Origin of the sequence: Streptomyces netropsis, assembly GCF_014203545.1 — a bacterium.
Classification (GTDB): Bacteria; Actinomycetota; Actinomycetes; order Streptomycetales; family Streptomycetaceae; genus Streptomyces; species Streptomyces netropsis.
In genome coordinates, this window is sequence record NZ_JACHJG010000004.1 from 284349 (window position 1) to 310792 (window position 26444).

Here is a 26444-nt window from a genome sequence, read left to right on the forward strand (position 1 = left end):
CCCTGCCGCACCGTCCGCCGGGCCCCGCCCACGGCCTTGCCGAACCGGCCGACCACCGCGGTACGACCCAGCGGCCGCACCCCTCCGGCTCCGCCGGGCCACGAGCTGACGAAACGGCAGCCCTCACTACCCCTGCCCCACCGCGGCTGCCACTGCCGCGCCGCCGGACTCGCACAGGCCCGCCGAACCGGCCGACGGCCGCGCTACGGCCGTGCGATCCACTCCCCGGCTCAGCCGGGACCACGAGCCGACGACGCGACGGACGGCCGCCGCTCTGCCGGACCGTCCGCCGGGCCCCACCCGAAGGCATGGCGGGGGGGGGACCACGCCGACGGAGTCCGGGCCGGGCGTTCGGCTCGGCACACCGGGCGGCCATGCCCGGGGGAACAGAGGCCGCCTCCGCGGGGGCACACCCCGCGCGGCAGCGGCCGAGCGGCGAGCGGCCACGCGGCGAGCGTTCAGTCCCGCGCCAGGCCGAAGCGGGCGCGGAGGCTGACGCGTTCGTCGGCGGCCACCGAGGCCGCACCCGCCGTCACCGTCTCGTAGACGGCCAGGATGTCCGCCCCGACCCGGGACCAGTCGAAGCGGCGCACGTGCTTGCTGCCCCGTTCGCTCAGTCCGGTGCGGTGCGCGGGGTCGGCGAGGAGGCGCAGGGCCGCCGCGGCGAGCGCGTCGGCGTCCTCGTTCGCGAACAGCTCGCCCGCCGAGCCCTGGTCGAGGACCTGGGCGAAGGCGTCCAGGTCGCTGGCGAGGACGGGCGCGCCCGCCGACATCGCCTCGACCAGGATGATGCCGAAGGACTCGCCGCCCGTGTTGGGCGCCACGTACACGTCGACGCTGCGCAGCAGCCGCGCCTTGTCCTCGTCGCTGACCATGCCGAGGAACTCCACGCGTTCGCGCATCCCGGCGGGCAGGCTCGCGACGGCCTCCTCCTCGTCACCGCGCCCGGCGACCAGCAGCCTGGTGCCGGGGCGTTCCGCGAGGATCTTCGGCAGGGCGCGCATCAGGACGGGCAGGCCCTTGCGGGGCTCGTCGATGCGGCCGATGAAGCCGATCGTGCCGCCCTGCCACTCCGGCTTGGGCTCGGCGCGGGCGAAGAAGTCCACGTCGACGCCGTTGGGGATGACCACCGCGTCGCCGCCGAGGTGCTCGACGAGCGTCCTGCGCGCGTACTCGCTCACGGCGATCCGCGCACTGATCTTCTCCAGCGCGGGCTGCAGGATCGGGTACGCGGCGATCATGGCGCGGGAGCGCGGGTTGGAGGTGTGGAAGGTCGCCACGATCGGCCCCTGCGCGGCCCAGCAGGCCAGCAGGCCCAGCGACGGCGAGGTGGGCTCGTGGATGTGGATGACGTCGAAGTCGCCGTCGTGCAGCCAGCGGCGGACCCGCGCGGCGGACAGGAAGCCGAAGTTGAGCCGCGCCACGGAGCCGTTGTACGGCACGGGCACGGCACGGCCCGCCGAGACGACGAACGGCGGCAGCGGCGTCTCGTCGTCCGCCGGGGCCAGCACGGACACCTCGTGGCCCAGCCGGATGAGGTGCTCGGCGAGGTCCCGGATGTGGAACTGGACGCCACCGGGCACGTCCCACGAATACGGGCAGACGATCCCGATCCTCAACGTTTCCCCGTTCCGGAACTCTGATCGGCGCGACCGGTCCGCGGCTCGAGGTCGGCGAGCCACAGCCGTTGGAGCATGTGCCAGTCCTGCGGGTGCTCGGCGATGCCGGAGGCGAAGGCGTCGGCCATCCCCTGCGTCATGGCCGCTGCCTTCTCCGCCCGGGTGCCCGTGGCGGGCACCTCGATCGGCGCGTGGATCCGCCCCCGCATGACCGGCGAACGGTCGTACCAGAGGGTGACCGGCATCAACGGCGCGCCGGTCTGCACCGCGAGCATCGCGGGCCCGGCGGGCATCTTCGCCGCCTCGCCGAAGAAGGTGACCTCTATGCCGGAGGAGGACAGATCACGGTCGGCCACCAGGCAGACCAGACCGCCCGAGCGCAGCCGCCGGGCGAGCGTCCCGAAGGCGCTGCCGCCCGCGTGCGGCAGGACCTCCATGCCGAGCCCCTCGCGGTAGGCGACGAACCGGTCGTAGAGCGCCTCGGGCTTGAGCCGCTCGGCGACCGTGGTGAAGGGCACCCCGAGCTTGGTGGTGACCCAGGCCCCGGCGAGGTCGTAGTTGCCCATGTGGGGCAGGGCGATGATCGCGCCGCGCCCCGCCGCCAGGGCCTCTTCCAGGTGGTGCAGGCCCTCGGGCGTGAAGCCGTCACGGACGCGGCTCCTGCTCCAGGCCGGCAGCCGGAAGGACTCTATCCAGTAGCGGGTGTACGAGCGCATGCCCGCCCGGGACAGCCGGGCGAGCCGCGCCGCGTCCGCGTCCGGCACCACCCGGGCGAGGTTGGCCTCCAGGCGCCGCACGCCCGCGCCGCGCCGCTTCCAGACGGTGTCCGCGATCCGCCGGCCCAGCCGTACGGCGACCGGTTCGGGAAGCTTCTTGACCGTGGCCCAGCCGAGCCCGTACAGCGCGTCGGTCAGCTTCTCCTTCACCCGGTCTCGCCCCCGCCGGCCGGCACCGCGTCCGCCTCGGCGGCCTCGCGGCGCACGGTCACCACCCGCTGGATCATGGTGACCAGGCTGCCGACGGCCACGATCCACAGGGCGATGGGCAGCAGCTTGTCGATGTGCGGGACGCCGAACTTGTGCAGTCCGGAGAAGCCGCAGGCCACCAGGGAGATGACGAGCCGCTCGGCCCGCTCGACCAGACCGTTGACATTGACCGGCAGGCCGATGGCCTCGCCGCGTGCCTTGGTGTACGAGACCACCTGGCCGCTGGCGAGGCAGAAGATCGTCACCGCGCACAGGGTGATGCTGTCGCCCCCTCCGGCGTACCAGAGCGCGAGCCCGCCGAAGATCGCCGCGTCGGCGACCCGGTCGAGGGTGGAGTCGAGGAAGGCCCCCCACCGGCTGGAGCGGCCCAGCTGACGGGCCATGTTGCCGTCGATCAGGTCCGAGAAGACGAACAGCGTGATGACGACCGTGCCCCAGAAGAACTCCCCCTGGGGGTAGAAGACCAGCGCACCCGCCATCACACCGCCGGTACCGATGAGGGTCACCGCGTCGGGGCTGACGCCCAGGCGGATGAGCAGGGCGGCGAACGGCGTGAGAACACGCGTGAAGAACGCACGCGCGTACTTGTTCAGCATGGCCTTCCCGAAGGGTCGTGTCGGGCCGGGTGGTCGGAAGGCCACCGGCTGGCCCATCGTAGCCAGGCGCCCGGGGCCCGCCGCGCACGCATCACTCGTGGAGCCCAAGGCGCAGGTCACACCCGTACGGCGGTGCCCGACCGGCCGCCTCCGTGCCGCCCCGGCCAACGGGCCCGGTCCGACGGCCGATCGCGGGCGGCCCGGTGGCGGGCCCGCCGCGCGCGCCCCCCGGCGCGGCCGCCGTCCCGCGGCGCACGACATGCGGAAGATCACGTGCTGCTCCCCCGCCCGCCCGGCACCTCCACCCCGACCGGCGGCACCGGAAAGCAGGGCCGGAAGACAGGGCCGGAAACCGGACGTCCTACGGCGGGGCTCCGTCGAACGGACCCACCGGCGTCCCGGCCCGCACTCGCGCCCGCCCCCGGTCGGCCGGCCCGGCACACCCGGCGGGCCCCGGGCCGAAACCCGCAGGTCCACGGCCCGGCCGACCCGCCGCACGGGACGGGGAGACCGGAGCCGCCCCCTCCCGCAGGCCCGGCCGCGTGCCCGGCCGACGGTGGCGGCCCCGTGTTCGACGTATGGACGCAGCGTGACCACGGTGGAAAGCTCGAAGGACCGCAGGTGTCGACCGGGAGGCAAGACACATGGGCGAGAAGACGAGCACACACCCAGGGGCCGCGGGCAGGGCAGCGTCGGCCGACCGGCCCAGCCGCATCAGGAACGTGGTGCTGGTCGGCCACAGCGGGTCCGGGAAGACGACGCTGGTGGAGGCCCTGGCCCTGGCCACCGGCGCGGTCAACCGCGCGGGCCGGGTCGAGGACGGCGCGGCCCTCTCCGACTACGACGAGATGGAACACCGCCAGCAGCGCTCCGTACAGCTGTCCCTGGTCCCCGTCGAATGGGCCGGAATCAAGGTCAACCTCTTGGACGCGCCCGGCTACGCCGACTTCGTCGGCGAGCTGAGGGCCGGTCTGCGCGCCGCGGACGCGGCCCTCTTCGTCGTCTCGGCGGCCGAGGGCACCGAAGGCATCGCCGGCGCGACCCGCACGGTGTGGGAGGAGTGCGCGGCGGTCGGCATGCCCCGCGCGATCGTGGTGACCCACCTGGAAGCGGCCCGCGCGGACTTCGAGGAGATGACCCGCACCTGTCGCGACGCCTTCGGCGGCGACTCCCCGGACTCCGTACTGCCGCTGTATCTGCCGCTGCGCGGCGCGGAGGGCCCCGACGGGCACCGCCCCGTGATCGGCCTCATCGGCCTGCTCTCCCAGCGGATCTTCGACTACTCCTCGGGGACGCGGACGGACAGCGCGCCCGCCCCCGACCACCTGCCGCTGATCGAGGAGGCCCGCAACAAGCTCATCGAGGGGATCATCGCCGAGAGCGAGGACGAGACCCTCATGGACCGCTATCTGACCGGCGAGGACATCGACGTCAAGACCCTCGTCGAGGACCTGGAACGGGCCGTCGCGCGCGGCACCTTCCACCCGGTCCTCGCCGCCGCCCCCGCCGCCGAGGGCGCCAAGGCGGGCCTGGGCACCGTCGAGCTGCTGGAACTGATCACCGGCGCCTTCCCCACCCCGCCCGAACGCCGGACCCCCGTCGTCACCACCCCGGAGGGCGCCCCGCGCCCACCCCTGGAGTGCGACCCGGCCGGCCCCCTCGCCGCGGAGGTGATCAAGACCTCCTCGGACCCGTACGTCGGCCGGATCTCCCTGGTCCGGGTCTTCTCCGGCACCCTGCGCCCCGACGAGACGGTGCACGTCTCCGGACACGGACTGGAGGACCGGGGCCACGAGAGCCACGACGTCGACGAACGCGTCGGCGCCCTCTCCTCGCCCTTCGGCAAGCACCAGCGGCCGCTCAACCAGGCCATCGCCGGGGACATCGCCTGCGTCGCCAAACTCACCCGCGCCGAGACCGGCGACACCCTCTCCGCCAAGGGCGACCCGCTCCTGATGGAACCCTGGGAGATGCCCGACCCCCTGCTGCCCGTCGCCATCCAGGCACACAGCAAGGCCGACGAGGACAAGCTCTCCCAGGGGCTGGCCCGCCTGGTCGCCGAGGACCCCACCATGCGCCTGGAACACAACCCGCACACCCACCAGGTCGTCCTGTGGTGCCTCGGCGAAGCCCACCGCGACGTGGCCCTGGAGCGGCTGCGCACCCGCTACGGCGTACGCGTCGACGCCGTGCCGTACAAGGTGTCCCTGCGCGAGACGTTCGGCTCCAAGGCCGCCGGGCGCGGGCGGCACGTCAAACAATCGGGCGGCCACGGCCAGTACGCCATCTGCGAGATCGAGGTCGAACCGCTGCCCGGCGGCTCCGGCATCGAATTCGTCGACAAGGTCGTCGGCGGCGCCGTGCCGCGCCAGTTCATCCCGTCGGTGGAGAAGGGCGTCCGCGCCCAGGCGGCCCGCGGCGTCGCCGCCGGCCACCCCCTCGTCGACGTCCGGATCACCCTCCTCGACGGCAAGGCCCACTCGGTGGACTCCTCCGACGCCGCCTTCCAGACCGCGGGCGCCCTCGCCCTGCGCGAAGCCGCCGCCGAGGCCCGGATCCACCTCCTCGAACCCGTCGCCGAGGTACGCATCCTGGTCTCCGACGACTACGTCGGCCCGGTGATGAGCGACCTCTCCGGCCGCCGCGGCCGCGTCGTCGGAACCGAGCAGTCCGGGGACGGCCGCACCCTCGTACGGGCCGAGGTCCCGGAGATCGAGATCGACCGCTACGCGGTGGACCTGCGCTCCCTCTCGCACGGCACCGGACGCTTCAGCCGCTCCTACGCCCGGCACGAACCCATGCCGCAGAACGTCGCGGACCGCGTCCGCGAACAGGCCGAGAACGGCGCATAGTTCACAAGCCGCCCGCCCCAACTGACCGGAGGCGGGCGGCTTTCCGATCTCCCACGACAGGCGGCACCCCACCCGTTACGCTGAGCACGCGGCCCATAACGTATGACATCGGGCCGTAGTCGGGAGCACGTCGCAGCATCGGGAATGCGCGGCATTGGGGGCAACAGTGGCAGCAGGGGACCCGTTCGACTTCAGTCCGGGCGCACAGATTCCGCTCTCGGGGGCCGCCGGACAGACCGCGGCGACGCAGGCCCTGGCCTCCGCCGCCTACCGCGACGACGCCGTCGAGGAACTGCTCAAGGCCAACTCCGACTGGGCCACCTCCGAGGTCAAGAAACCCCGCATCGCCCTCTTCGAACCCAATCTGGGCGAAGCCTTCTCCCGCGCCGTGCAGCAGCGGATGCTCGGCGGCAAACCCCTCATCCAGTCCTTCGGCCTCGAACCGCGGCCCGTCGTCGAGCACTGCCTCGCCGCCAACCGCATCCGCAAACAGCGCGACGCCAGACTGACCCTCATCATGGCCGTCTGCGGGCTGCTCTTCCTGCCCGGCGTCCTGCTCTGGCTCGGCGTCTTCCAGCTCCGCCGCATGCTCGCCGGAGCGCAGAACAAGCGCGCCGGGGCCCTCAGCACCCTCCTGCTGACCGTCCTCGGCGTCATCGCCGTCATCTTCCTGGTCAAACTGCCCGTCCACGGCTTCTGGAGCATCTACGTCCGGGCCATGGTCATCGCCCCCGTCATCGGCGGCCTGTGGGCCAAGCGCATCTGCGAGCGCACCGCCAAGGACCTCCGTAGCGCCTGGACCGGGCTGCTCGGCGGCGGTGGCGTCGCCGCGAAGATCCCCGAAGCCGTCCCCCAGAGCCCCGGCGAGACCGCCGCCGAGCGACTGCGCCAGAGCCTGGAGAGGCTCAGCGCCGACCAGCGGAGCAACATCGTCTTCTACGCCGGCCCCAAGGGCATACTCGGCATGGGCACCCGCTGGGGCAGCTGGCAGCTCGCCGAGGAGCTCATCCCCCTCGACCCCGACAAGGAAATCAACCCCTTCCGCAGCTGGGACGTCATCCGCGCCATCCACGACCAGCTGCGCCTCCTCGAGCGCAGCCCCGTCCACACCGGCGGCTTCACCCCGCCCTTCGTCGAGCACTGGGTGGTCTCCCCCATCGGCGAGGGCGCGACCGCCGTCTCCCGGCCCGAAGGGACCGAAGGCGCCTTCCAGATACGCGGCGCGGAGCTCCAGAAGATCTGCAACGAGCAGCAGTTCGGCAGCGGCGACCGCCACTACCTGGGCGTCCAGTTCGTCCTCTGGGACGGCCAGCTGGTCATCACCCTCCTGATCACCGTCACCGTGCTGCACAAGACGCTGCGCATCGAGGTCACCGGCCACGCCCTCGGCCCCACCCACTCCGTGTTCAACGGCAAGCCCAAGAACCGCACCAAGACCTTCAAGAAGGGTCTCAAGTTCTGGGAGACCCGGACCGTGACCCTGCCCGTCGTCGCCCCCCGCGAGGTCGTGCGGCTCGCCGCCCGAGCCCCCCTCACCTGGTACCCGCCCCTGCTGGAGTACTGGGGCGGCAAGCTCGTCCTCCCCGAGCCCTTCGGTCTCCGCCACGCCTGGGCCGACAAGCCCTGGCGGCACCGCTTCATGGCCGACGACGCGCTGCGCGCCGCCACCCCCGTCCTGCGGGTGGTCCACGAGGCCGCCCTGCGCGTGCTGAAGGAGAACGGCGTGGACACCGAGCACTTCGGCAAGCGCGCCGGCTCGCTCAGCGTCGCCATCCAGGATGTGAAGCCCACTCAGGCGGACGTGTACAACGCCTGATCCGCACCCTGACACCGCATGGGTGAGGCCCCGGGACCTGATGGGCGCCCCGGGGCCTCACTATGCGTCAGGGGCCCTGCACGGCCCGGGAGTCCCTCAGCGGAAGATGCCGGTGTGGCCCAGCGAGTAGCGGCCCGGCTGGGGGTAGACGGCAAGCCCGTGCGGCCCGGCACCCACCGGGATCCGGGCGATCTGGTGCCCGTCCCGGGTGTCGATCACATACACCTCGGAGTCGTAGCGGCCGGACAGCCACAGCTCCTTGCCGTCCGCCGACACCCCGCCCATGTCCGGGCTGCCGCCGTCCGGCAGCTCCCACTTCTTCACCAGCTTGCGGCTCGGCAGGTCCAGCACCGAGACCGAGCCCTCGCCCCGGTTGGAGATGTACATCGACTTCGAGTCCCGGCTCACATAGAGCCCGTGCGCGCCCTTGCCCGTCGGCATCAGCCAGGGCTTGGTGAACTTGTCGCCGTTCAGCACCCAGACGCCGTCGGCCATCATGTCGGCGATGTACCAGGTCTTGCCGTCCGAGGAGATCTTCACGTCCTGCGGCATCGCGCCCTTGAACGGCAGCTTCTGCTGACCGATGACCTTCATCTTCGCCGTGTCGACCTTGAGCAGCTCACCGGAGAACTCGCACGAGACGACGAAGTACCTCCCGTCCGGCGAGAAGTCCGCGTGATTGACCCCCGCACACGTCACCGGCTCCGTCCGCTTCCGCTCCATCGTGTGCGCGTCGCGGAAGACCAACTCCCGGTCCATCGACGCCATCACCACCGCGTACTTGCCGTCCGGCGTGAAGTAGAGGTTGTACGGGTCGTGGACCTCGACGGCCTTCCCCACCTCGCCGGTGGCCGGATCGATGGGCGTAAGGGTGTGCCCGCGGTTGTTGTTGACCCACAGCGTCTTCAGGTCCCACGACGGCACCACGTGCTGTGGCTGCACACCGACCGGGATCGTCTCGATGACCTTGTACGTCTCCGGGTCGATGACACTGACCGTGTCGGACTCGGTATTGGGCACGTACACCCGCGACGGGAAGTTCTTCACCACGGGAGACAGGGCGTTCGGCCGGTCCGCCGCGTAGAGGTCGTTCGGGTCGAGCACCGGAGGCATGCCGGGCAGCCCCGGTGGCGCGGCCACCTTCTGATGGTGCGCGCCCCGGTGCGAGCCTTGGTCCGCCGCGTCGTTCGAGGCGGTGCCACCGCAGCCGGCGGCCAGCAGCGCACAGGCGGCCGCCAACAGCGCGGCCCGGCGGGCCCCCCGCGGGCGGGGGCGGGAACGGTGGTGCGAGAGGAGGATCATCGGGTCAGCAGCTCCGTAGTCGTCACCGCGCGCAGACCGCGGCGGTGCAAGCCGTCGAGGATCGCGGGCAGCGCGGCGACCGTGCCGGCGTGCCCGAAGTGCAGACTCACGACCGACCCGGGCCGCACCGCGCCCAACACGGTACGCCGGACCGCCTCCGCGCCCGGGTCGGTGAAGTCCAGGGAGTCCACGTCGTACGACAGGACGTGCGGGTATCCGGCCTCGCGTGCGAGCCGGGCCACCTGATCGGTGGCGTGCCGCGCGCGCGACGGCCGGAACCAGCGGCCGATCCCGCCCGTGAGCCGCCGCAACCGCTCGGCGCACTCACGGATCTCGGCGGCGGCCGCCGGGGCGCTCATCGTGGAGATGTCCAGATGGCGCATGGTGTGATTGCCCAGCTCGTGCCCGCCGTCGAGCACCCGGCGCGCCATCCGCGGCTGCGCGTCCAGCCAGTCACCGACGGCCAGCACCGTCAGCCGCGCCTTGGCCCGTTCGGCCGCCGCCAGCATGTCCGTGGCCATCTTCGGATCGCCCCGGCCGTGGAAGGTGAGGGCCACCGCGTTGCCGGTGCGCGGACCGTGCTCGATCTGGGCGGGCAGCCCGGCCGGAAGCGCGGGCAGCACGAGCGGCCTGGGCGCGACGGGCTTCTTGGACGCCCCGGCCGACGTCGACGCCGCCGGGCTCCTGGCCGCCGCGCCACCGCCGGCGGTCCCGTCGTGCCCCGCGCAGCCCGCGGCGGCCGCCCCCGCGGCCCCGGCGAGGGCACCGCGCGCGGCCGCGCGCAGCACCGTGCGGCGGTGAAGGAAGGTCACCGCACCATTAGAGCTTCTTTATAAACAATTGGGGCGATTTGCCCGTTTTAACTGAGGCGTGTCCTCGTCTTACGGCTATACGGCGAGGTCAGACGGTCGGCCAGACGTCGGCGAGCATCTTCCGCGTGTCGGCGAGCAGTTGGGGCAGCACCTTGGTGTGGCCGATGACGGGCAGGAAATTGGTGTCCCCGCCCCAGCGCGGCACGATGTGCTGGTGCAGGTGGGCGGCAATGCCGGCGCCGGCCACGCTGCCCTGGTTCATGCCGATGTTGAACCCGTGCGCCCCGGAGGCGGCCCGCAGGGCGGCCATGGCCCGCTTGGTGAACTCCGCGAGCTCCAGGGTCTCGGCGTCGTCGAGCTCCGTGTAATCGGCGATGTGCCGGAAGGGGACGACCATGAGGTGCCCGCCGTTGTACGGATAGAGGTTGAGCACCGCGTACACGCGCTCACCTCGGGCGATGATCAGCCCGTCCTCGTCGCTCTTCTCGGGAATCGAGCAGAACGGACAGCCGTCGTCGGCACCGGGGCCGGTCGGCTTGTTCTCACCCTGGATGTACGCCATCCGGTGGGGCGTCCACAGGCGCTGGAACGCGTCCGGCGTCCCGACTCCGATCTGCTGTTCCGGCTCAGTCGTCATGTTGAGCAGCATATTCCCCGGGCGGGCGAAGATGCGCCGAGGGGCGGCCCTGATGGGCCGCCCCTCTCACCCCGCCGGTCGCGGAGAACACAATCCAGCTGGACTTCAAACTACCGGAGCGCGGCTCACCCCCGCCTGCGCGGGGAACGCGTCACACCTGGACGCGACGCTCTACGACATCAACGAGCTTCGCGATCGCCTCGGCACGGGGAATCCCGTTCTCCTGCGACCCGTCCCGGTAGCGGAAGGACACCGTACCCGCGGCCATGTCCTCGTCACCGACGATGATCATGAAAGGCACCTTGGACTTCTGAGCGTTTCGGATCTTCTTCTGCATCCGGTCCGAGGAGGCGTCGACCTCGACCCGCAGACCCTTCTTCTTCGCCTCGGCGGCGAACTCCTGCAGGTACTCGACGTGCCCGTCACCGATCGGGATGCCGACCGCCTGCACCGGAGCCAGCCACGCCGGGAACGCGCCCGCGTAGTGCTCCAGCAGAACGGCGAAGAACCTTTCGATGCTGCCGAACAGCGCACGGTGGATCATGACCGGCTGCTGCTTGGTGCCATCGGCCGCCGTGTACTCGAGATCGAACCTCTGCGGGAGGTTGAAGTCGAGCTGGATGGTCGACATCTGCCACGTACGGCCAATCGCGTCCTTGGCCTGCACCGAGATCTTCGGGCCGTAGAAGGCAGCGCCGCCCGGGTCCATGACGAGCTCCAGGCCCTGCTTCTCCGCGACCTTGCGCAGGGTCTCGGTGGCCTCGGTCCAGTTCTCGTCGGAGCCGACGAACTTGGTCTCGTCCTTGGTGGACAGCTCCAGGTAGAAGTCGGTCAGACCGTAGTCGCGGAGCAGGTCCAGGACGAAGGTCAGCGTCGTGTCGAGCTCCTCCGCCATCTGCTCGCGGGTGCAGTAGATGTGCGCGTCGTCCTGCGTGAAGCCACGGGCGCGGGTCAGGCCGTGGACCACACCCGACTTCTCGTAGCGGTACACGGTCCCGAACTCGAACAGACGCAGCGGCAGCTCACGGTACGAACGCCCGCGCGCATCGAAGATCAGGTTGTGCATCGGGCAGTTCATGGGCTTGAGGTAGTAGTCCGTGCCCGCGTCGAGCTGCATGGGGGGGTACATGCCGTCGGCGTACCAGTCCAGGTGGCCGCTCTTCTCGAAGAGCGCGCCCTTGGTGGCGTGCGGGGTGTAGACGAACTCGTAGCCGTTCTCCTCGTGCTTGCGGCGCGAGTAGTCCTCCATCACCCGGCGGATGATGCCGCCGCGCGGGTGGAAGACCGCGAGACCCGAGCCGATCTCATCCGGGATGGAGAAGAGGTCCAGCTCGGAACCGAGCCTGCGGTGGTCGCGCTTCTCGGCCTCGGCGAGGAACTCCAGGTGCGCCTTCAGCTCGTCCTTCGTCGGCCACGCGGTGCCGTAGATGCGCTGCAACATGGGGTTCTTCTCGCTGCCGCGCCAGTAGGCCGCCGCGTTGCGCATGAGCTTGAACGCCGGGATGAACCGGGTGGTCGGCAGGTGCGGGCCGCGGCAGAGGTCGCTCCAGCACGTCTCGCCGGTCTTCGGGTCCAGGTTGTCGTAGATGGTGAGCTCGCCGGCGCCCACCTCGACGTCCGCGCCGTCCTCGTGCGAGGCGGAGCCCTTGAGGCCGATCAGCTCCAGCTTGTAGGGCTCGTCGGCGAGCTCCTCGCGGGCGGCCTCGTCGGTCACCACACGGCGGGAGAACTTCTGGCCCCGCTTCTGGATCTCCTGCATCTTCTTCTCGATGGCCTTGAGGTCATCGGGGTGGAAGGGCTTCTCGACGTCGAAGTCGTAGTAGAAGCCGTCCTTGACCGGCGGGCCGATGCCCAGCTTGGCCTCGGGGAAGAGCTCCTGCACGGCCTGGGCCATGACGTGCGCCGTCGAGTGGCGCAGGATGTTGAGGCCGTCCTCGGAGGAGATCTCGACGGGCTCGACCTCGTCGCCGTCGGCGACCGCGTACGCGAGGTCCTTCAGCTCGCCCGCGACACGGGCGGCGACGATGGTGCGCTCTCCGGCGAACAGGTCGGCGGCCGTAGTGCCCGTCGTCACCACGCGCTCTTCCCGCTCGGAATCGCGTTGGATGATCACACGGACGTCTGACACCGGTCTCTCCTGACTCACGGGGCGCGACAGCGAACGCTGCGCGCCTGAATCGTACCGAGCCGGGCACCCTGGTCGCGAAACGGTTGCGCTGCGCGCACGCTCACCCGGTCCGGGTGCCGCTGCCGCGCGGGCAGTGGCCGGGCGCGACACCGCTGCGCAGCGGTGTCGCGCCCGCAGCCGGCACGACGAACCACGGTCGGAAGACCGCCGGGCAGACGTCAGTCGTCGCGCGTCTCCTCGAAGGAGGCGACGTGGAGGGACTTCAGCAGGCGGTCCCGCTCCGCCTCGTCGACGTGTACCGGTACGACGTCGCTCGCCCCGGTCAGCCGGCGGAAGCCGCCCCGGCTCTCCAGCCGTCCGCTGACGCGCAGCGGGAGTCCTACGAGGTGGGCGTGGCCGGCGATCCGGTAGTCGTCCTCGTCGAGCGCCACCCGCACCTGTGCCACGTCCGCGCCGGCGAGCACGCGCAGACGTACCACTCCGGTCCCGCCCGGCGCCTCGCGTCGCATCCGCACGACGGTGCCGGTGAGCCGCACGGGTACGGAGGGCTCGTCGCGTACGTACCGGGCCCCGGCGGCCCGGAGGGCGGGGAGGTCGCCCGGGGAGAACTCCACCGGCTCGGGCCGGGCTGCGAACCCCTGGGGCGGGGGGACGGCCGGCGCCCAGTCGAGGGTGACGCGGATGCCTTGCGAGCCGCGGACCAGCGCGGTGATCGCCTCGGTCAGCTCGCGGCACACGCCCGCCTCCGGCGCCGCGTCGAACGCCTCGGTCCTGCCGGTCGCCCGCTGGTAGTCGGTGGCGTCCCGGGTCGCCTGCAGGGCCCGTAACAGGGCCGTGGCGACCCGGCGGCCGCCGATGGCGTCCGGGCCCGCGGGGCCCGGTGTCCCGACCGGCAGGAAGACCGTCAGTTCACGGCCGCCCGGGGCGGGGCCCACCAGCAGCGGGTCCAGGGCGGTCTCGGCCTGCCTGCGGCGGCGCGCGCCGTGGTGGCCCGCGTGCCCGTGGGCCGCGAGCGCTCCGGCGAGCAGCATGGCGCGGGCCCCGGCCCGGAGCCGTTCCTGCGCGGTCCAGGCGGCGGCGGGGGCGGCGGGTTCGGCGACCTCGCGGCGCCAGCGGACCTCGTCGCTGGGCGTGCGCAGGGAGACGAGGACGTCGCGGGCGGAGGGGACGGGGCTCCGTTCGAGGGCGGTGAGGGCTTCGGCGAGCAGGTCGGCGCTGTCGGGGAAGGCGGGGCTCTCGGGGACGAGGAGGCTGGTGCCGGTGCCGTCGGGTGGGGTCCAGCGGCCGTAGCGGCCCGCTTCTCCGCCGCGGCGGCGCCAGCCGTGGCGGGCCAGGAGGGCGCCGAGGACGAAGGGATCGACCCGCTCCCGGGCGGGGTGTCGTAGGGGGCCGTCGGCCGGTCGGTGCATCAGGGTCTCCCTCCCGCCCCGACCCGCGTCATGATCTCGCAGAGCGCGCGGTCGTCGAAGACGCGCGTGGTCGGGATCCGCACTGTGGTTCTGCGCCTGCCCGTCACGGGATGGCCGGCCAGGTTGGTCCAGTAGCAGCAGTGGCGTAGTTCGAGGCGGTCGTGGCCGGCCCGCAGCCAATCGTCCCGGGCCCGGGGCACGATCATCACGACGAGGATCTTGTGCACCGACACGGGGGTGCGGGCGAGCTTGGCCAGGTGGTCGTTGTCGAGGGTGAAGGAGAAGGTCGGCCCGGGTGGGCGGGGGGCGAGCTGGTAGGTGCATTTGAGCTGCACCTTGATGGTCACCTCGTCGTCGACGGCGTGGCGGGGGGTGCTGTGGCTGACGTGCCAGTCGATGCCGTAGTCGGGAAAGGGCTGGGCGAGTGAGCAGCCGGCGGCTGCCGCGACGGCGTGCAGATAGCCGACCTGGAGGGTCTCCATGCAGGCGGTGGTGGCGAGCGTCCCGCGCGGCGGGGGGATCCGGTCGGGCAGCAGGCCGCTCGCCGGCAGGGCCGGGTCGGGCTGCGCGAGGGTCATGTCCGAAATACCTTCCGGGCTGCACCGGTCCAACGGTTCCGTACATCTGTGTTGTCACCGTATGAACTCCGTTGCAAACAGGGACGGTTCGCATCCGGGGGTGGCCGGGTATCACCTGGCAAGGAGGAGAACACGCCAATTGCCGGTCAAGCGCGAGGAGTTGTGGACATGTCGTGCTGGTTCGAGGGACCGCTCGCCGCCTTCGACACCGAGACCACGGGGGTCGATGTCGAGAATGACCGGATAGTGTCGGCGGCTCTCGTGCTGCAGTCGCAGTCGGGGGCCGCGCCGATCGTCACCAGTTGGCTGGTGGATCCGGGGGTGCCGGTGCCCGAGGGGGCGACGGCGATACACGGTCTGACGGATGAGTACCTCCAGCGGAACGGGCGCTGGCCGGCTCCGGTGATGGAGGAGGTGGCGCGGGCGCTCGCGCGGCAGTCGGCGCGGGGGGTGCCGCTGGTCGTGATGAACGCGCCGTTCGATCTGACGCTGCTGGACCGCGAGTTGCGGCGGCACCGGGCGACGCCGCTGTCGGAGTATCTGGGGGTCACGCCGTTGTGCGTGCTGGATCCCTGGGTGCTCGACAAGCATCTGGACCGGTACCGCAAGGGGCGCCGCACGCTGACGGATCTGTGTGCGCAGTACGGCGTGGAGCTGACGGGCGCCCATGACGCGGCGGCGGATGCCACGGCGGCGCTGGAGGTGGTGCGGGCGGTGGGGCGCCGGTTCTCGGCGCGGCTGGAGCGGCTGAGCCCGGCGGAGCTGCACACGCGGCAGGCGGTGTGGCACTCGGCGCAGGCCCGTGGCCTTCAGGCGTGGTTCGCGCGCAACGGCTCGGAGGAGGTGTGCGACCCGGCCTGGCCGCTGCGGCCGGATGTGCCCGCCGCGGCGTGAGGCCCTCAGGCGGGCGGTCCGCCGGCGGTCGCTGCGACGGCCGCTGCGCACAACGCACAAGGCCGGTCCGTCATTTGACGTACCGGCCTTCTCGGGTGGGCGATACTGGGTTCGAACCAGTGACCTCTTCGGTGTGAACGAAGCGCTCTCCCACTGAGCTAATCGCCCGAGTGCGTTCCCGGCGTTTCCCCCGGCAACGCAGTGAACAATACAGCCCGTGGCGGCTCTCCATCAAATCTCCCCCGCCCGGCGCTCCAGGTGCGCGCGCAGTCCGCGTCGTCCGGCGCGCATCATCCACGCGTGGTTGGCGACGAAGAGCGGGCGGGCGGGCAGCGCCAAGCGCCGCATGAGGGGGCTGCGGGCCTCGACCTCCTGCTCGAAGCGGACGTGGCTGCCCGTGGCGCCGTGAGGCTGCACGGTCCAGCGGACCCATCCCTCGAGGTCGCCGGTCATGGTGATCTCGAGGATCCGGGCGGCCGGGTCGCGGCGTCGTTCGCGGGCGGTGACGGTGAGGTCGTACGGCAGGAGGGAGCGGAAGCGTGCGGTGCCGCTGGTCCCGTCGAGGGTGTGCACGTCCCGGACCTGGGGCCACCAGGCGGGGTAGCTCTCCACGGCCTCCAGGGCGGCGTAGACGGCATCCGGCGGGGCGGGCAGGGTCCAGTCACTGCGGAAGCGGAAGGTGTGGCGGCTGCGGGGCATGGGGGTCAGCGGACACCAAAAAACCGAGGGTCCGCAAGGGGTTAACCTCGCGGACCCTCGGTCCGATGTGGGCGATACTGGGATCGAACCAGTGACCTCTTCGGTGTGAACGAAGCGCTCTCCCGCTGAGCTAATCGCCCGGGCGCACCGCAAACATTACCGCATGTCAGACGGTGCCTTGGACCATGGCGGCCACCCTGTGCCGGGGCGGGCGGGAATCAGTCGCGGACCTTCCACGGCAGCTCCATGCCGAACTTCCACACGTAGACGCCGACGAGCACCGCGATGATCACGAGGCCGACGGTGGTGAGGATGATGTTGCGGCGGCGCACCTTGGGGTCGAGGGCGCGCTGGGCGGCCTCGGTGACCTTGCGCTTGGTCCAGCGCAGCACGAGCTGGGCCCAGACGAATTCGGTGGCCCAGATGGCCATGCCGCCGAAGATCACCAGCCAGCCGGGGCCGGGCAGGGGCAGCATGATGATGCCGGCGACGACGACGGCGAGGCCGACGATGAAGACGCCGACCTGCCAGCTCACGTGCAGGGGCCGGGACCGCTTGATGAAGTGCGGCGCCTTCGAGCCGAGAGGCGGCTCGGTTTTGGCGCTGTCCCCCGCCGCGGCCGCCGCTGGCCGCTCGTCACTCTCCGCGTTCATGGGGTCCAACGTACCCGACCGGGAAGTGCTCACCGGTATGGCGGTACAAGCGACGGAACAACACCGCCGTCCGAGGTATCCGAAGAGCCTCAAAACGGTCAGAGGGGTTTACAACGGCACCGTAGGTGGCATGTCGATTTCGCCGACGTGCGAATCCCCGAGCGCACACTGAGCGAAAGGCCCTGGCGCTTATGAACACCACGGTCAGCTGCGAGCTGCACCTGCGCCTCGTCGTGTCGAGCGAGTCCTCACTGCCTGTACCCGCAGGGCTGCGTTACGACACGGCCGATCCGTATGCCGTGCACGCCACCTTCCACACCGGAGCCGAAGAGACGGTCGAATGGGTCTTCGCGCGAGATCTGCTCGCCGAAGGGCTGCATCGTCCCACCGGCACCGGCGACGTCCGTGTCTGGCCGTCCCGCAGCCACGGTCAGGGCGTCGTCTGCATCGCGCTGAGCTCTCCGGAGGGGGAAGCCCTGCTGGAGGCCCCGGCGCGAGCCCTGGAGTCGTTCCTGAAGCGGACCGACGCCGCCGTCCCGCCGGGCACCGAGCACCGGCACTTCGACCTGGATACGGAGCTGTCCCACATCCTGGCCGAGAGCTGAGTCAGGGAGGAATCCGGCCCGACGCGCACCCGCCCACTCGGGGAGGCGGGGTGCGCACCCTCGCATACGGCATGTGCACGGCGCCGTCGCCGCGGATCCACCGCGCGCGACGGCGCCGTCGCGTGGGGAGCCGCTAGAGTCGGCCCGCAATCGAACAGATGCCGTCTGTCCCCGGCAGGCCAGGGAGCGAACGCCCGTGCTGATCAACCACGACACCCGGTGCGCGCTCAACGCCGTCGTCGAGCTGCTGAACACCGCCCCGGAGGGGCCCGACGGCCCGGCGGGCGACGGACTGACGGATCTGGCGGCGTTGCGCCGGTTCGTCGAGAGCACGGACCTGAGCGATGTCGGCGCGCTGGGCGAGCGGGACCTGGCGGCCGTACGGGCCGTGCGGGACCGATTCGCTCAGGTGTTCGCAGCCGGCGACGCGCGGAAGGCGGCGGAGCTGCTGAACGCGCTGGTGGCCGAGGCCGGGACCACACCGCGGCTGACGGATCACGACGGCTATGACTGGCATGTGCATTACTTCGCGCCCGGCGCCTCGGTCGCCGAGCACCTCGCGGCCGACGGCGGGATGGCGCTCGCGTTCCTCGTCGTGGCGGGTGAGCGGGAGCGGCTGCGGCGCTGTGAGGCGCCCGACTGCGGGCGGGCCTTCGTGGACCTCTCCCGTAACCGGTCGCGCCGCTACTGCGACGGGCGGACCTGCGGCAACCGGCTCCATGTCGCCGCGTACCGGGCGCGCCGCAAGGAAGCGGCGGACTGAGACCCGCGCGGCCGCCGGGGCCGCGGGGGCGGTGCGGCGGGTCACCAGCGGTACAGATCGTGCAGGCCGGTCAGGAAGATCAGGGTGCCGACGAAGGCGAGAAACAACATCAGCGGCGGTTGGGAGAGCGCGAAAAGACATCCGCGCGGCTCCTCGGTCAGCTCGGCGGGTTCATCGTTCATCTCCGCCTGATCATGGCGTAGCCGGAGGCGGTGATCTTACCAATGCGCCTCCGCGGCACGTCAGTTCATCAGATTCCGTGCTTCTTCAGGATGGCCTCGATGTCGGAGAAGTCGTCGCCGCCCGCCCCCGGCTTGCCCTTGGCCTTGGCCTTGGGTGCCCGCGCGGTACGGCCGGGACCCAGGGAGGGTGCGGCGGCAGCGGGGGCCACGGCCTCGGGCCGCTCGGCGGCGGCCGCCCGGCGCTCCTTGCGGGTGCCCGTGGTGCCGCCGCGGCGCTCCACCGCCCTGGTGATCATGAACAGTGCGACGGAGAGCGCGAGCACGCCGAAGCCCGCCCAGACACTGGGCTTGAGGACCAGGTCCGTGACCCAGTCGATGATGCCGGTCATGACCAGGCCGACGGGTATCAGGGCATAGGCCGCGATGCGGGTCGCGGCGAGAAAACGCTTGCGGTAAGCCGTCAGCAGGGCGATGCCCAGGCCGGCCGCTGACACCGCGGCGCAGACGGTCGAGATCAACATCCGGTCCTCCAGCCGTGGGGCTCCTCCTGTCCATCCTGCACCGGTCGGTGCGAGGCGGGCCAGGATCGGGGCCGGGATCGGGGGGATCTAGGGGTTGGGCAGGGGCGCTCTCCTCCTCAGGGCCGAGGGGGCCCGGCCTCGGGGCCGGGCCGGAGGCCGACCGGGAGGGCGCGGGCTGGAAGACTGGCCCCATGAGCGATGCCGACACCGACCGCACCACCCGCCCCGTCCGCCCCGTCCTCGATGTCTGGTGCGAGCTGCAGTGCCCCGACTGCCGCAAGGCCCTGGACGACCTCCACGCGCTGCGTGCCCGCTACGGCGACCGCCTGGAGATCCGGCTGCGGCACTTCCCGCTGGAGAAGCACAAGCACGCCTACGCGGCCGCGCAGGCCGCCGAGGAGGCCGCCGATCAGGGCCAGGCCTGGCCGTACGTCGAGGCCGTGCTGGCGCGGGCCGAGGAGCTGGGCGAGCGGGGCGAGAAGCTGCTCGTGACGGTGGCGGAGGAGCTGGGCCTGGACGCCGAGGAAGTCGACACCGCGCTCATCGACGGGCGGCACCTGCTGATCGTCGACGCGGACCAGGCCGAGGGCAAGGCGATCGGGGTGACGGGCACGCCCACGTACGTCATCGACGGTCAGCGGCTGGACGGCGGTCAGAGCCAGGAGGGGCTGCGGGAGCGCATCGAGGAGATCGTGGACCGGCTGCTGGGTTAGAGCAGCGCCTTGTACAGGTGGAAGACGGTCGGCCGGTAGCCCAGCGACTCGTACAGGCGCAGCGCCGGAGTGTTGTTCGCGAAGACGTTGAGGCCGAGGAGGCGGGCACCGGCCGCCAGGGACTGCGTCTCCGCCAGCTGCATCAGTGACCGTCCGTGCCCCCGGCCCCGGTGTTCCTCGGCGGTCTCGACGTCGTAGACGTACGCGCCCGGCTCGTCCGGGCCGCCCTCCCGGAGGGTGATCCAGAGGGTGCCGACGGTGGTGCCGTGGTGGGTGAGGACGCTGATCAGCGTGCCGGGGGTGGCGAGGCCCGCGGGCAGCGCGCCGGCGTGGTCGGCCTCGGCCTTGGCGTGCGCCTGGTCGGCGGGGACGCCGCGGCTGATCCAGTCCTGGGCGTACGCGGCCTTGGCCCGCTCCTGCCAGACGGCGAACTCGGCCTCGGTCATCGGCCGCCCCTCCGCGCCTTCGGGCAGCCGGGGAGCGTCGGTCAGGGGCTTGGCCATGTTGCGGTTGCGCTCGACGTAGCCGAGGGCACCGGCGAGGCCCAGGGCCACCTCGGCATCGGCCTCTATGGACACCTCGACGCGCTCGCAGCCCCAGCCGCGCAGCACTTCCTCGGCGGCGAGGGCGGCGACGGTGGCGCGGCCGCGGTGCCGGTCGCGTTCGTCCACGGCGAGGTGGGCGATCCTGCCGACGCGGGGGCCGAAGCGACGGTCCGTGGTCAGCTCGACGCGGCCGACGGGCCGGCTGTTGACGCAGATCTCGTAACAGCGGGAGCGGCCTCCGTCGCCGGTGCGCTGTTCGGGTGCGGTGGGCCGCAGGGTGGTGGTCACGTTGGTGTTGTACCGGCCCGGCGGCGTCGCGTCACGGGATTTACGGATCGAGGTCCGCGCTCGCGTGCTCGTCGAAGATCCGCATGGCCTTCGCGGTCACCGGGCCCGGCGCGTCGGGCAGTTCACGGCCGTCGAGCATGCGCACGGCTTGGACGTCGCGGAGGGTGGAGGTCAGGAAGACCTCCTCGGCGCGGTCCAGGATGTCGAGCGGCAGGTCGGTCTCCCTGGCCCCGGTCCACTCGACGACGAGGGCCCGGGTGATGCCGGGCAGACAGCCGGAGGCGACGGGCGGGGTGTGCAGCTGCCCGTCGAGGACGACGAAGACGTTGGAGCCGGTGCCCTCGCAGAGCGCGCCGACGGTGTTGGCGAACAGCGCCTCGGAGGCGCCGTGTTCACGGGCCCGGGCGAGCGCGACGACGTTCTCGGCGTACGAGGTGGACTTGAGTCCGGCGAGGGCACCGCGTTCGTTGCGGGTCCAGGGCACGGTGACGGCGGCCGTGGTGTCGGGGCGCCGGGTGGTCTCGCCGACGGCGACGACGAGCGTGGGCGCGGTGGTGCCGCGGTCCGAGCCGAGCGGGGAGAGTCCGCCGGTGTAGGTGATGCGCAGCCGGCCGAGCGGCACGGGGTTGGCGCCGAGGACCTCCGCGCAGGCCCGGCGGACCTCGTCGAGGTCGGGCTCGGGCAGGCCGAGGCCGCGGGCGGAGGTGGCGAGCCGGGCGAGGTGCCGGGTGAGGGCGAAGGGCCGGCCGTGGACGGTCTTGAGCGTCTCGAAGACGCCGTCGCCGACCGTCAGCCCGTGGTCGAATACCGAGACGTGGGCGCTGTCCGCGTCACGCAGCGCTCCGTCGAGCCAGATCGTCACCGTGGTGTCCCTCCGAGCGGCTGATGGGTTCCCGACGCTATCGCGAGCAGCCGGGCCGCCTTGAGCTCCGTCTCGGCCCACTCGCGCTCGGGGTCGGAGCCCCAGGTGATGCCGGCGCCGGTGCCGAAGCGCAGGGCCGGGCCGCCGGTGGCCTGCCGGTCGATCCAGAAGGTGCGGATGCCGACGGCCAGCTCGCCGGTGCCCCGGTCGGCGTCGACCCAGCCGATGCCGCCGCAGTACGGGCCGCGGGGCGCGGTCTCCAGGGCCTCGATGATGCGCAGGGCGCTGGCCTTGGGGGCGCCGGTGACGGACCCGGGCGGGAAGGTCGCGGCGAGCAGCTCCGTCCAGCCGGCCCCGCCGCCGCGGGGGTCCGCGGGCAGCTCCCCGCGCACGGTGGAGACGAGGTGGACGAGCCCGGGGTGGGCTTCGATCGCGCAGAGTTCGGGAACGGTCACCGAGCCGGTGGCGCAGACCCGTCCGAGGTCGTTGCGGACCAGGTCCACGATCATGACGTTCTCGGCGTGGTCCTTCTCCAGCAGGTCCTCGGCGGTGCGGCCGGTTCCCTTGATCGGCCCGGACGTCACGGTCCGGCCGGTGCGGCGCAGGTACAGCTCGGGCGAGGCGGTGGCGACCTCCACGCCGTGGGCGGGCAGGCGGACCGTTCCCGCGTAGGGGGCGGGGTTGCCGTGGGCGAGCAGCGCGGTCAGGGCGTCGACATCGGCCGCCCCGGGATCGGGCAGTGGTGCGCTCATCACGCGGCAGAGGTTGGCCTGGTAGACCTCGCCGGCCGCTATGTGCTCGCGGATGCGTCGTACGCCCGCGGTGTAGGCGGCGCGGTCCAGGGAGCTGGTCCAGGCGTCGGGGGCGGGCCCGCGCCAGCGGCCGGGGGCCACCGCGGGGGCGGGGTCGGGCCGTACGTCGCCGAAGCGGGCGCACACGAGGCGTCCCTCGAAGTCCGCGACCACCGCCCACCAGCCCGTGGAGTCCAGGGCGGCGGGATCACTGGTGACGTCGCGCAGGTCGGTGGCGAGGAGGCCGCCGAAGCGGGCCATGGGAGGGAGGTCGTGCACGTCAACGAGTCTATGGCGAGGTCGTCCGGGGCGGTCGGCGTGAACGTCTCGGGGCGGCCGGTGGCCGGAAGGGTGAAAGAAAACCGCAGCAAGCTGGGGAAACGGAATTTGAGCTGGCGCTGGAATCCGCTAGAGTTCAACACGTCGCCGGGACGCGCAAGCGGACCGGGCAGACACTGCGGACGTAGCTCAGCTGGTAGAGCACCACCTTGCCAAGGTGGATGTCGCGAGTTCGAGTCTCGTCGTCCGCTCGATGTATGGGGGTCTTCCCGGCCCCCACACTCCTGGTGGAGTGGCCGAGAGGCGAGGCAACGGCCTGCAAAGCCGTCTACACGGGTTCAAATCCCGTCTCCACCTCCAAGGACGATTAGCTCAGCGGGAGAGCGCTTCCCTGACACGGAAGAGGTCACTGGTTCAATCCCAGTATCGTCCACCAGGGTCTTCATAGACCTTCCCGCGCGATTAGCTCAGCGGGAGAGCGCTTCCCTGACACGGAAGAGGTCACTGGTTCAATCCCAGTATCGCGCACGCTACCTGCGGAAACGCAGTACATCCCGGACGATTAGCTCAGCGGGAGAGCGCTTCCCTGACACGGAAGAGGTCACTGGTTCAATCCCAGTATCGTCCACCAGGGTCTTCACGGACCCTCCCGCGCGATTAGCTCAGCGGGAGAGCGCTTCCCTGACACGGAAGAGGTCACTGGTTCAATCCCAGTATCGCGCACAGGAATCGGCCGAGGGCCGGGGCTTTCGAGCTCCGGCCCTTTGTCGTCGTATGCCGTGTATGCGGACGCGCGATGGCCGGGCACCTCCCCAGGTGCCCGGCCATTCGTGCCGTCCGCCGCACCCCCGTCCCCACGGGGTTATCGGCCGGCCTGCCCCCGGCCCGGGCCGCTCTCCCGGGCCCGGGGCACGTTCTCAGTGCCCCAGCATTCCGGCCACGGACGACGCTTGGGTGACGACGGCGTCCCAGCCGCCGAAGACCACGGCGAGGAGGGTCGCCAGCGGCAGCACCATCGCCGCCGCGACCAGGGGATGACGGGTGCCGGACGGACGGTCGCCGAAGACGCCCGCGAGTCGGTGCTCCTGCGACCGGTCGGCCGCGCGTCCTGCACTGTCCGCCATCGTCCCTCTCCTGTCGTTTCGAGAGCGGCGGGCGCCTGACCTCGGGGGACGAGTGCTGCCGCCCGCCGCTCGATTCCAATCTAGGCGCCGGGCGACATCCCGGCGTCATGCCCTCGTACCCATTGACGGGCCTCCCCGAGGATGACCCGGACCGCGCGGGGCTACTCCCCTGGGTGGAGACCGGGGCCCGGGCCTTGGGGTCTTCCCCCAGGGGCCGGCAGGGTCAGGGCGTCTCGTCGGCCCTCGGCACGGGGTGCTCCACCAGGGCGAGCACCCGGCCGGCCATGAAGCGCGCCGTACGCACGACCGAGCCTCCCCGGGTGACTTCGCTCACTTCCACCACGCCCCGGCGCACCGTCGTCTCCACCCTCCGGCCGGCCCTGCCGGCCACCACTTCGTACGTCCGTGTCGTGTCCCCCGCGTCCACGACTATCTCCACCCGATCACCCTTCACGGCTTCAATCCCCCTTCCGCGACGGCCTCTTGAGGTCGCGCACCCGGGCCGGGGCCCCGCTGCCGGCGCTCCGTGCCCACTCCGTCAGGATCCCACCGGGCACTGACAATCCGGTCGCCGACGCATGCGCGGCCTATCAGCGCGCCCGCCCGGCAATCCGTAAGCTGTGCCACGTCAGACGGGACCGGGCAGCGGGGATGAAGATGACGATGATGCGGCTCCGGCGCGAGGACCCGCGTGTCGTCGGCTCGTTCCGGCTTCACCGCCGGCTGGGCGCCGGCGGCATGGGCGTGGTGTACCTCGGCTCCGACCGGCGCGGGCAGCGGGTGGCGCTGAAGGTGATCCGGCCTGATCTGGCCGAGGACCAGGAGTTCCGTTCGCGGTTCGCGCGGGAGGTGTCGGCCGCGCGGCGGATCCGCGGCGGCTGCACGGCGCGGCTGGTCGCCGCGGACCTGGAGGCGGACCGTCCGTGGTTCGCCACGCAGTACGTACCGGGCCCCTCCCTGCACGACAAGGTGAACGAGGAAGGGCCGCTGTCGGCGGCTCAGACCGCCTCCATCGGGGCGGCGTTGGCCGAGGGGCTGCTCGCGGTGCACGACGCGGGGGTGGTGCACCGCGATCTGAAGCCGTCGAACATCCTGCTCTCCCCCAAGGGCCCCCGGATCATCGACTTCGGCATCGCCTGGGCGACCGGGGCGAGCACGCTGACGCACGTCGGCACGGCGGTCGGCTCACCCGGCTTCCTCGCGCCCGAGCAGGTGCGGGGCGCCGCGGTGACGCCCGCGACGGACGTCTTCGCCCTCGGCGCGACCCTCGCCTACGCCTCGACCGCGGACTCCCCCTTCGGCCAGGGCAGTTCGGAGGTCATGCTCTACCGCGTCGTGCACGAGGAACCGCAGCTCATGGGCGTGCCGGACGCGCTGGCGCCGCTGGTGCACGCCTGTCTGGCCAAGGACCCCGAGGACCGGCCGAGCACGCTTCAGCTGTCGCTGCGGCTCAAGGAGATCGCGGCGCGCGAGGCGCAGGGCCTCTCGGACGGACGCCCGCCGGCGCCGCGCCGTGAGCCGGAGCGGCCGTCCGGGCAGCGCGCCGCGGAGTACGCGGAGCAGCGCACCCTGCGGCGTCCCGGCAGCACCCCGCCGCCGCGCCCGCAATCGCCGTCCCGGCCCGCCGAGGCGAACCGGCCGCAGGCGCCGCGTCCGGGCGGGGCCCGCCCGAGCGGTGCGCGACGGACGGGCGGGACGAGCGGCGCGGCACGGACTCCTCGCACCGGTTCGCGGCCGGGCGGCCGTACGGGGCCGGGTGCCCGGCGGCCGGCCGACCCCCGGTTGCTCCGGCAGCGGCTGATCGTCTTCGTCGTGGTGACGTTGCTGGTCGCGCTGGGGATCGCGGCGGCGCAGGGCTGTCAGGGGCCGGCGAACAGCAAGGGTGCCGTGCCCCCGGTCCCGGCGGTGGCGAACGTTTCCGGACCGTCCACCGGCTGACCCCGTGGAGCCCGCAGGGGTCAGTCCTGCGGGCGGCCCGTGGCCACGGCGTAGAACGACACGGCTGCCGCGGCGCCGACGTTGAGCGAGTCGACTCCGTGGGCCATCGGGATGCGGACCCATTCGTCGGCCGCCCGCAGCGCGCGGGCGGACAGGCCGTCGCCCTCCGCGCCGAGCATCAGCGCGACCCGGTCCAGGCGGTGCGGGGCGACCGTGTCGAGGGGGGTGGCCTTCTCGTCCGGGGTGAGGGCCAGGAGCCTGAAGCCGGCCTCGCGGACGGTCTCCAGGTCGCGGGGCCAGCTGTCCAGGCGTGCGTAGGGCACGGAGAAGACGGCGCCCATGGAGACCTTCACGGACCGCCGGTAGAGGGGGTCGGCGCAGTCCGGGGAGAGCAGGACCGCGTCCATGCCCAGGGCCGCGGCGCTGCGGAAGATCGCGCCGATGTTGGTGTGGTCGACGAGCGACTCCAGGACGGCGACGCGGCGTGCGCCGCGCAGCAGTTCCTCGGCCGGGGGCAGTTGCTTGCGCTCCAGGGAGGCCAGCGCTCCCCGGTGGACGTGATAGCCCGTCACCTGCTCGGCGAGGGCCGGGGTCACGGCGTAGACGGGGGCCGTCGACTCCTCGATGACGTCACGCATGACGTCGACCCACTTGGCCGACAGCAGCATCGAGCGCATCTCGTACCCCGCGTCGCGGGCCCGGCGGATCACCTTCTCGCCCTCGGCGATGAAGAGCCCTTCGGCCGGTTCGCGGCGGCGGCGCAGCTCGACGTCGGTCAGGCCGGTGTAGTCGTGCAGGCGCGGGTCGTCGGGGTCGTCGATGGTGATGAGTTCAGCCACGGGGTGATACTGC

Annotated in this window: 26 protein-coding genes and 8 tRNA genes; 13 read left to right on the top strand and 21 right to left on the bottom strand. The window is 72.0% G+C overall.

The genetic code is table 11. The features are described 5' to 3' along the window. Positions 1 to 458: 458 nt before the first annotated feature. From FHS38_RS12385 to pgsA, 3 genes are read right to left on the bottom strand one after another with little or no spacing between them, the layout of a single operon-like run. Positions 459 to 1619 carry a glycosyltransferase family 4 protein gene (locus tag FHS38_RS12385; protein WP_184733580.1) on the bottom strand — a complete coding sequence of 387 codons (1161 nt, stop codon included), beginning with the start codon at positions 1617 to 1619 and terminating at the stop codon, positions 459 to 461. Further along, positions 1616 to 2545 carry a phosphatidylinositol mannoside acyltransferase gene (locus FHS38_RS12390; protein ID WP_184733581.1) on the bottom strand — a complete coding sequence of 310 codons (930 nt, stop codon included), beginning with the start codon at positions 2543 to 2545 and terminating at the stop codon, positions 1616 to 1618. Before FHS38_RS12390 ends, FHS38_RS12385 begins: the two co-directional genes overlap by 4 nt. Continuing rightward, entirely contained in the window at positions 2542 to 3201 is a 660-nt protein-coding gene (gene pgsA, locus FHS38_RS35285) for a phosphatidylinositol phosphate synthase (RefSeq protein WP_184733582.1), read from the bottom strand. Before pgsA ends, FHS38_RS12390 begins: the two co-directional genes overlap by 4 nt. Before the next feature lie 644 nt (positions 3202 to 3845). Here pgsA and FHS38_RS12400 point away from each other — a divergent pair. After that, entirely contained in the window at positions 3846 to 6053 is a 2208-nt protein-coding gene (locus FHS38_RS12400) for an elongation factor G-like protein EF-G2 (RefSeq protein WP_184733583.1), read from the top strand. 166 nt (positions 6054 to 6219) lie between these two features. Continuing rightward, a complete protein-coding gene (locus FHS38_RS12405) occupies positions 6220 to 7869 on the top strand; it encodes an AbeC-like domain-containing protein (RefSeq protein WP_184733584.1) in 1650 nt (549 codons plus the stop codon). Between the two features lie 96 nt (positions 7870 to 7965). Here FHS38_RS12405 and FHS38_RS12410 read toward each other — a convergent pair whose 3' ends face one another. From FHS38_RS12410 to FHS38_RS12435, 6 genes are all read right to left on the bottom strand, one after another. Further along, complete coding sequence (locus FHS38_RS12410) at positions 7966 to 9171, bottom strand: YncE family protein (RefSeq protein ID WP_184733585.1); 1206 nt, start codon at positions 9169 to 9171, stop codon at positions 7966 to 7968. Then, positions 9168 to 9983, bottom strand: coding sequence for a polysaccharide deacetylase family protein (locus FHS38_RS12415; protein WP_229822400.1), 816 nt, complete (start codon positions 9981 to 9983; stop codon positions 9168 to 9170). Before FHS38_RS12415 ends, FHS38_RS12410 begins: the two co-directional genes overlap by 4 nt. Before the next feature lie 88 nt (positions 9984 to 10071). After that, positions 10072 to 10632, bottom strand: coding sequence for an HIT family protein (locus FHS38_RS12420; protein ID WP_184733586.1), 561 nt, complete (start codon positions 10630 to 10632; stop codon positions 10072 to 10074). A 139-nt stretch (positions 10633 to 10771) separates the two neighbouring features. After that, positions 10772 to 12748: a threonine--tRNA ligase gene (thrS, locus tag FHS38_RS12425; protein ID WP_184733587.1), complete on the bottom strand. Its 1977-nt coding sequence runs from the start codon at positions 12746 to 12748 to the stop codon at positions 10772 to 10774. Positions 12749 to 12966: 218 nt separating this feature from the next. Continuing rightward, positions 12967 to 14157: a hypothetical protein gene (locus FHS38_RS12430; protein ID WP_184733588.1), complete on the bottom strand. Its 1191-nt coding sequence runs from the start codon at positions 14155 to 14157 to the stop codon at positions 12967 to 12969. Further along, positions 14157 to 14735, bottom strand: coding sequence for a DUF4365 domain-containing protein (locus FHS38_RS12435; RefSeq protein ID WP_184733589.1), 579 nt, complete (start codon positions 14733 to 14735; stop codon positions 14157 to 14159). Before FHS38_RS12435 ends, FHS38_RS12430 begins: the two co-directional genes overlap by 1 nt. A gap of 168 nt (positions 14736 to 14903) precedes the next feature. Between FHS38_RS12435 and FHS38_RS12440 the strand changes: the two genes are divergently transcribed. Next, complete coding sequence (locus FHS38_RS12440; RefSeq protein WP_184733590.1) at positions 14904 to 15629, top strand: 3'-5' exonuclease; 726 nt, start codon at positions 14904 to 14906, stop codon at positions 15627 to 15629. A 96-nt stretch (positions 15630 to 15725) separates the two neighbouring features. Here FHS38_RS12440 and FHS38_RS12445 read toward each other — a convergent pair. The 4 genes from FHS38_RS12445 to FHS38_RS12460 all read right to left on the bottom strand — a co-directional run bounded on the left by FHS38_RS12445 (position 15726) and on the right by FHS38_RS12460 (position 16981). Beyond that, positions 15726 to 15797, bottom strand: a tRNA-Val gene (locus FHS38_RS12445). 63 nt (positions 15798 to 15860) lie between these two features. Continuing rightward, positions 15861 to 16328 (bottom strand): SRPBCC family protein, encoded by a 468-nt coding sequence (locus FHS38_RS12450; RefSeq protein WP_184733591.1) that lies wholly within the window; start codon positions 16326 to 16328, stop codon positions 15861 to 15863. Positions 16329 to 16396: 68 nt separating this feature from the next. Next, positions 16397 to 16468: transfer RNA gene (locus tag FHS38_RS12455), tRNA-Val, on the bottom strand. 78 nt (positions 16469 to 16546) lie between these two features. Next, positions 16547 to 16981, bottom strand: coding sequence for a TIGR02611 family protein (locus FHS38_RS12460; protein ID WP_184733592.1), 435 nt, complete (start codon positions 16979 to 16981; stop codon positions 16547 to 16549). A 191-nt stretch (positions 16982 to 17172) separates the two neighbouring features. Here FHS38_RS12460 and FHS38_RS12465 point away from each other — a divergent pair, with 191 nt between their 5' ends. Together FHS38_RS12465 and FHS38_RS12470 are read left to right on the top strand one after the other, a co-directional pair. Continuing rightward, entirely contained in the window at positions 17173 to 17586 is a 414-nt protein-coding gene (locus FHS38_RS12465; RefSeq protein WP_003959770.1) for an SsgA family sporulation/cell division regulator, read from the top strand. Between the two features lie 196 nt (positions 17587 to 17782). Continuing rightward, positions 17783 to 18349 (top strand): CGNR zinc finger domain-containing protein, encoded by a 567-nt coding sequence (locus tag FHS38_RS12470; RefSeq protein ID WP_184733593.1) that lies wholly within the window; start codon positions 17783 to 17785, stop codon positions 18347 to 18349. A 41-nt stretch (positions 18350 to 18390) separates the two neighbouring features. Here the strand turns inward: FHS38_RS12470 and FHS38_RS12475 are convergent, their stop codons facing one another. Together FHS38_RS12475 and FHS38_RS12480 are read right to left on the bottom strand one after the other, a co-directional pair. Then, the gene (locus FHS38_RS12475) at positions 18391 to 18531 is read right to left on the bottom strand and encodes a hypothetical protein (protein ID WP_184733594.1); all 141 of its coding nucleotides are present in this window, start codon (positions 18529 to 18531) and stop codon (positions 18391 to 18393) included. A 68-nt stretch (positions 18532 to 18599) separates the two neighbouring features. Next, positions 18600 to 19052 carry a hypothetical protein gene (locus FHS38_RS12480; RefSeq protein WP_184733595.1) on the bottom strand — a complete coding sequence of 151 codons (453 nt, stop codon included), beginning with the start codon at positions 19050 to 19052 and terminating at the stop codon, positions 18600 to 18602. A 191-nt stretch (positions 19053 to 19243) separates the two neighbouring features. Between FHS38_RS12480 and FHS38_RS12485 the strand changes: the two genes are divergently transcribed. Beyond that, on the top strand, positions 19244 to 19765 hold the full coding sequence (locus tag FHS38_RS12485; protein ID WP_184733596.1) for a DsbA family protein: 522 nt from the start codon (positions 19244 to 19246) through the stop codon (positions 19763 to 19765). On the opposite strand, the gene FHS38_RS12490 is transcribed toward FHS38_RS12485, so the two are convergent. The 3 genes from FHS38_RS12490 to FHS38_RS12500 are packed head-to-tail and all read right to left on the bottom strand — an operon-like array spanning position 19762 to position 22530. After that, positions 19762 to 20598, bottom strand: a complete 837-nt coding sequence (locus tag FHS38_RS12490; protein WP_184733597.1) for a GNAT family N-acetyltransferase — start codon at positions 20596 to 20598, stop codon at positions 19762 to 19764. The two genes, FHS38_RS12485 and FHS38_RS12490, sit on opposite strands and share 4 nt — an antisense overlap. Before the next feature lie 40 nt (positions 20599 to 20638). Next, entirely contained in the window at positions 20639 to 21460 is an 822-nt protein-coding gene (locus FHS38_RS12495; RefSeq protein WP_184733598.1) for an aminotransferase class IV, read from the bottom strand. Next, on the bottom strand, positions 21457 to 22530 hold the full coding sequence (locus tag FHS38_RS12500) for a chorismate-binding protein (protein ID WP_229822401.1): 1074 nt from the start codon (positions 22528 to 22530) through the stop codon (positions 21457 to 21459). The genes FHS38_RS12495 and FHS38_RS12500 overlap by 4 nt, the downstream gene beginning before the upstream one ends. 178 nt (positions 22531 to 22708) lie before the next feature. Between FHS38_RS12500 and FHS38_RS12505 the strand changes: the two genes are divergently transcribed. The 6 genes from FHS38_RS12505 to FHS38_RS12530 all read left to right on the top strand — a co-directional run bounded on the left by FHS38_RS12505 (position 22709) and on the right by FHS38_RS12530 (position 23253). Then, positions 22709 to 22781 (top strand) — tRNA-Gly (locus tag FHS38_RS12505). Positions 22782 to 22816: 35 nt separating this feature from the next. Continuing rightward, positions 22817 to 22890 (top strand) — tRNA-Cys (locus FHS38_RS12510). Position 22891: 1 nt separating this feature from the next. Further along, positions 22892 to 22966: transfer RNA gene (locus FHS38_RS12515), tRNA-Val, on the top strand. Positions 22967 to 22986: 20 nt separating this feature from the next. After that, positions 22987 to 23058, top strand: a tRNA-Val gene (locus FHS38_RS12520). 28 nt (positions 23059 to 23086) lie between these two features. Beyond that, positions 23087 to 23161: transfer RNA gene (locus FHS38_RS12525), tRNA-Val, on the top strand. A 20-nt stretch (positions 23162 to 23181) separates the two neighbouring features. Further along, positions 23182 to 23253, top strand: a tRNA-Val gene (locus tag FHS38_RS12530). Positions 23254 to 23447: 194 nt separating this feature from the next. Here the strand turns inward: FHS38_RS12530 and FHS38_RS12535 are convergent. Beyond that, a complete protein-coding gene (locus FHS38_RS12535; RefSeq protein WP_184733599.1) occupies positions 23448 to 23654 on the bottom strand; it encodes a hypothetical protein in 207 nt (68 codons plus the stop codon). A gap of 223 nt (positions 23655 to 23877) precedes the next feature. Next, positions 23878 to 24108 carry a DUF8836 family protein gene (locus FHS38_RS12540; RefSeq protein ID WP_184733600.1) on the bottom strand — a complete coding sequence of 77 codons (231 nt, stop codon included), beginning with the start codon at positions 24106 to 24108 and terminating at the stop codon, positions 23878 to 23880. A gap of 203 nt (positions 24109 to 24311) precedes the next feature. Here FHS38_RS12540 and FHS38_RS12545 point away from each other — a divergent pair, with 203 nt between their 5' ends. Next, on the top strand, positions 24312 to 25592 hold the full coding sequence (locus FHS38_RS12545) for a serine/threonine-protein kinase (RefSeq protein WP_184733773.1): 1281 nt from the start codon (positions 24312 to 24314) through the stop codon (positions 25590 to 25592). 20 nt (positions 25593 to 25612) lie between these two features. Here the strand turns inward: FHS38_RS12545 and FHS38_RS12550 are convergent, their stop codons facing one another. Further along, positions 25613 to 26431, bottom strand: coding sequence for a TrmH family RNA methyltransferase (locus FHS38_RS12550; protein WP_184733601.1), 819 nt, complete (start codon positions 26429 to 26431; stop codon positions 25613 to 25615). Between the last annotated feature and the right edge of the window lie 13 nt (positions 26432 to 26444).

Bases quoted from the DNA above. Each gene is read 5' to 3' on its own strand.
- FHS38_RS12410 (WP_184733585.1), bottom strand. From the start codon at position 9,171: ATGATCCTCCTCTCGCACCACCGTTCCCGCCCCCGCCCGCGGGGGGCC.
- pgsA (WP_184733582.1), bottom strand. From the start codon at position 3,201: ATGCTGAACAAGTACGCGCGTGCGTTCTTCACGCGTGTTCTCACGCCG.
- FHS38_RS12535 (WP_184733599.1), bottom strand. From the start codon at position 23,654: ATGGCGGACAGTGCAGGACGCGCGGCCGACCGGTCGCAGGAGCACCGA.
- FHS38_RS12545 (WP_184733773.1), top strand. From the start codon at position 24,312: ATGACGATGATGCGGCTCCGGCGCGAGGACCCGCGTGTCGTCGGCTCG.
- FHS38_RS12435 (WP_184733589.1), bottom strand. From the start codon at position 14,735: ATGACCCTCGCGCAGCCCGACCCGGCCCTGCCGGCGAGCGGCCTGCTG.
- FHS38_RS12440 (WP_184733590.1), top strand. From the start codon at position 14,904: ATGTCGTGCTGGTTCGAGGGACCGCTCGCCGCCTTCGACACCGAGACC.
- FHS38_RS12465 (WP_003959770.1), top strand. From the start codon at position 17,173: ATGAACACCACGGTCAGCTGCGAGCTGCACCTGCGCCTCGTCGTGTCG.
- FHS38_RS12450 (WP_184733591.1), bottom strand. From the start codon at position 16,328: ATGCCCCGCAGCCGCCACACCTTCCGCTTCCGCAGTGACTGGACCCTG.
- FHS38_RS12400 (WP_184733583.1), top strand. From the start codon at position 3,846: ATGGGCGAGAAGACGAGCACACACCCAGGGGCCGCGGGCAGGGCAGCG.
- FHS38_RS12480 (WP_184733595.1), bottom strand. From the start codon at position 19,052: ATGTTGATCTCGACCGTCTGCGCCGCGGTGTCAGCGGCCGGCCTGGGC.
- FHS38_RS12460 (WP_184733592.1), bottom strand. From the start codon at position 16,981: ATGAACGCGGAGAGTGACGAGCGGCCAGCGGCGGCCGCGGCGGGGGAC.
- FHS38_RS12475 (WP_184733594.1), bottom strand. From the start codon at position 18,531: ATGAACGATGAACCCGCCGAGCTGACCGAGGAGCCGCGCGGATGTCTT.
- FHS38_RS12430 (WP_184733588.1), bottom strand. From the start codon at position 14,157: ATGCACCGACCGGCCGACGGCCCCCTACGACACCCCGCCCGGGAGCGG.
- FHS38_RS12420 (WP_184733586.1), bottom strand. From the start codon at position 10,632: ATGCTGCTCAACATGACGACTGAGCCGGAACAGCAGATCGGAGTCGGG.
- FHS38_RS12485 (WP_184733596.1), top strand. From the start codon at position 19,244: ATGAGCGATGCCGACACCGACCGCACCACCCGCCCCGTCCGCCCCGTC.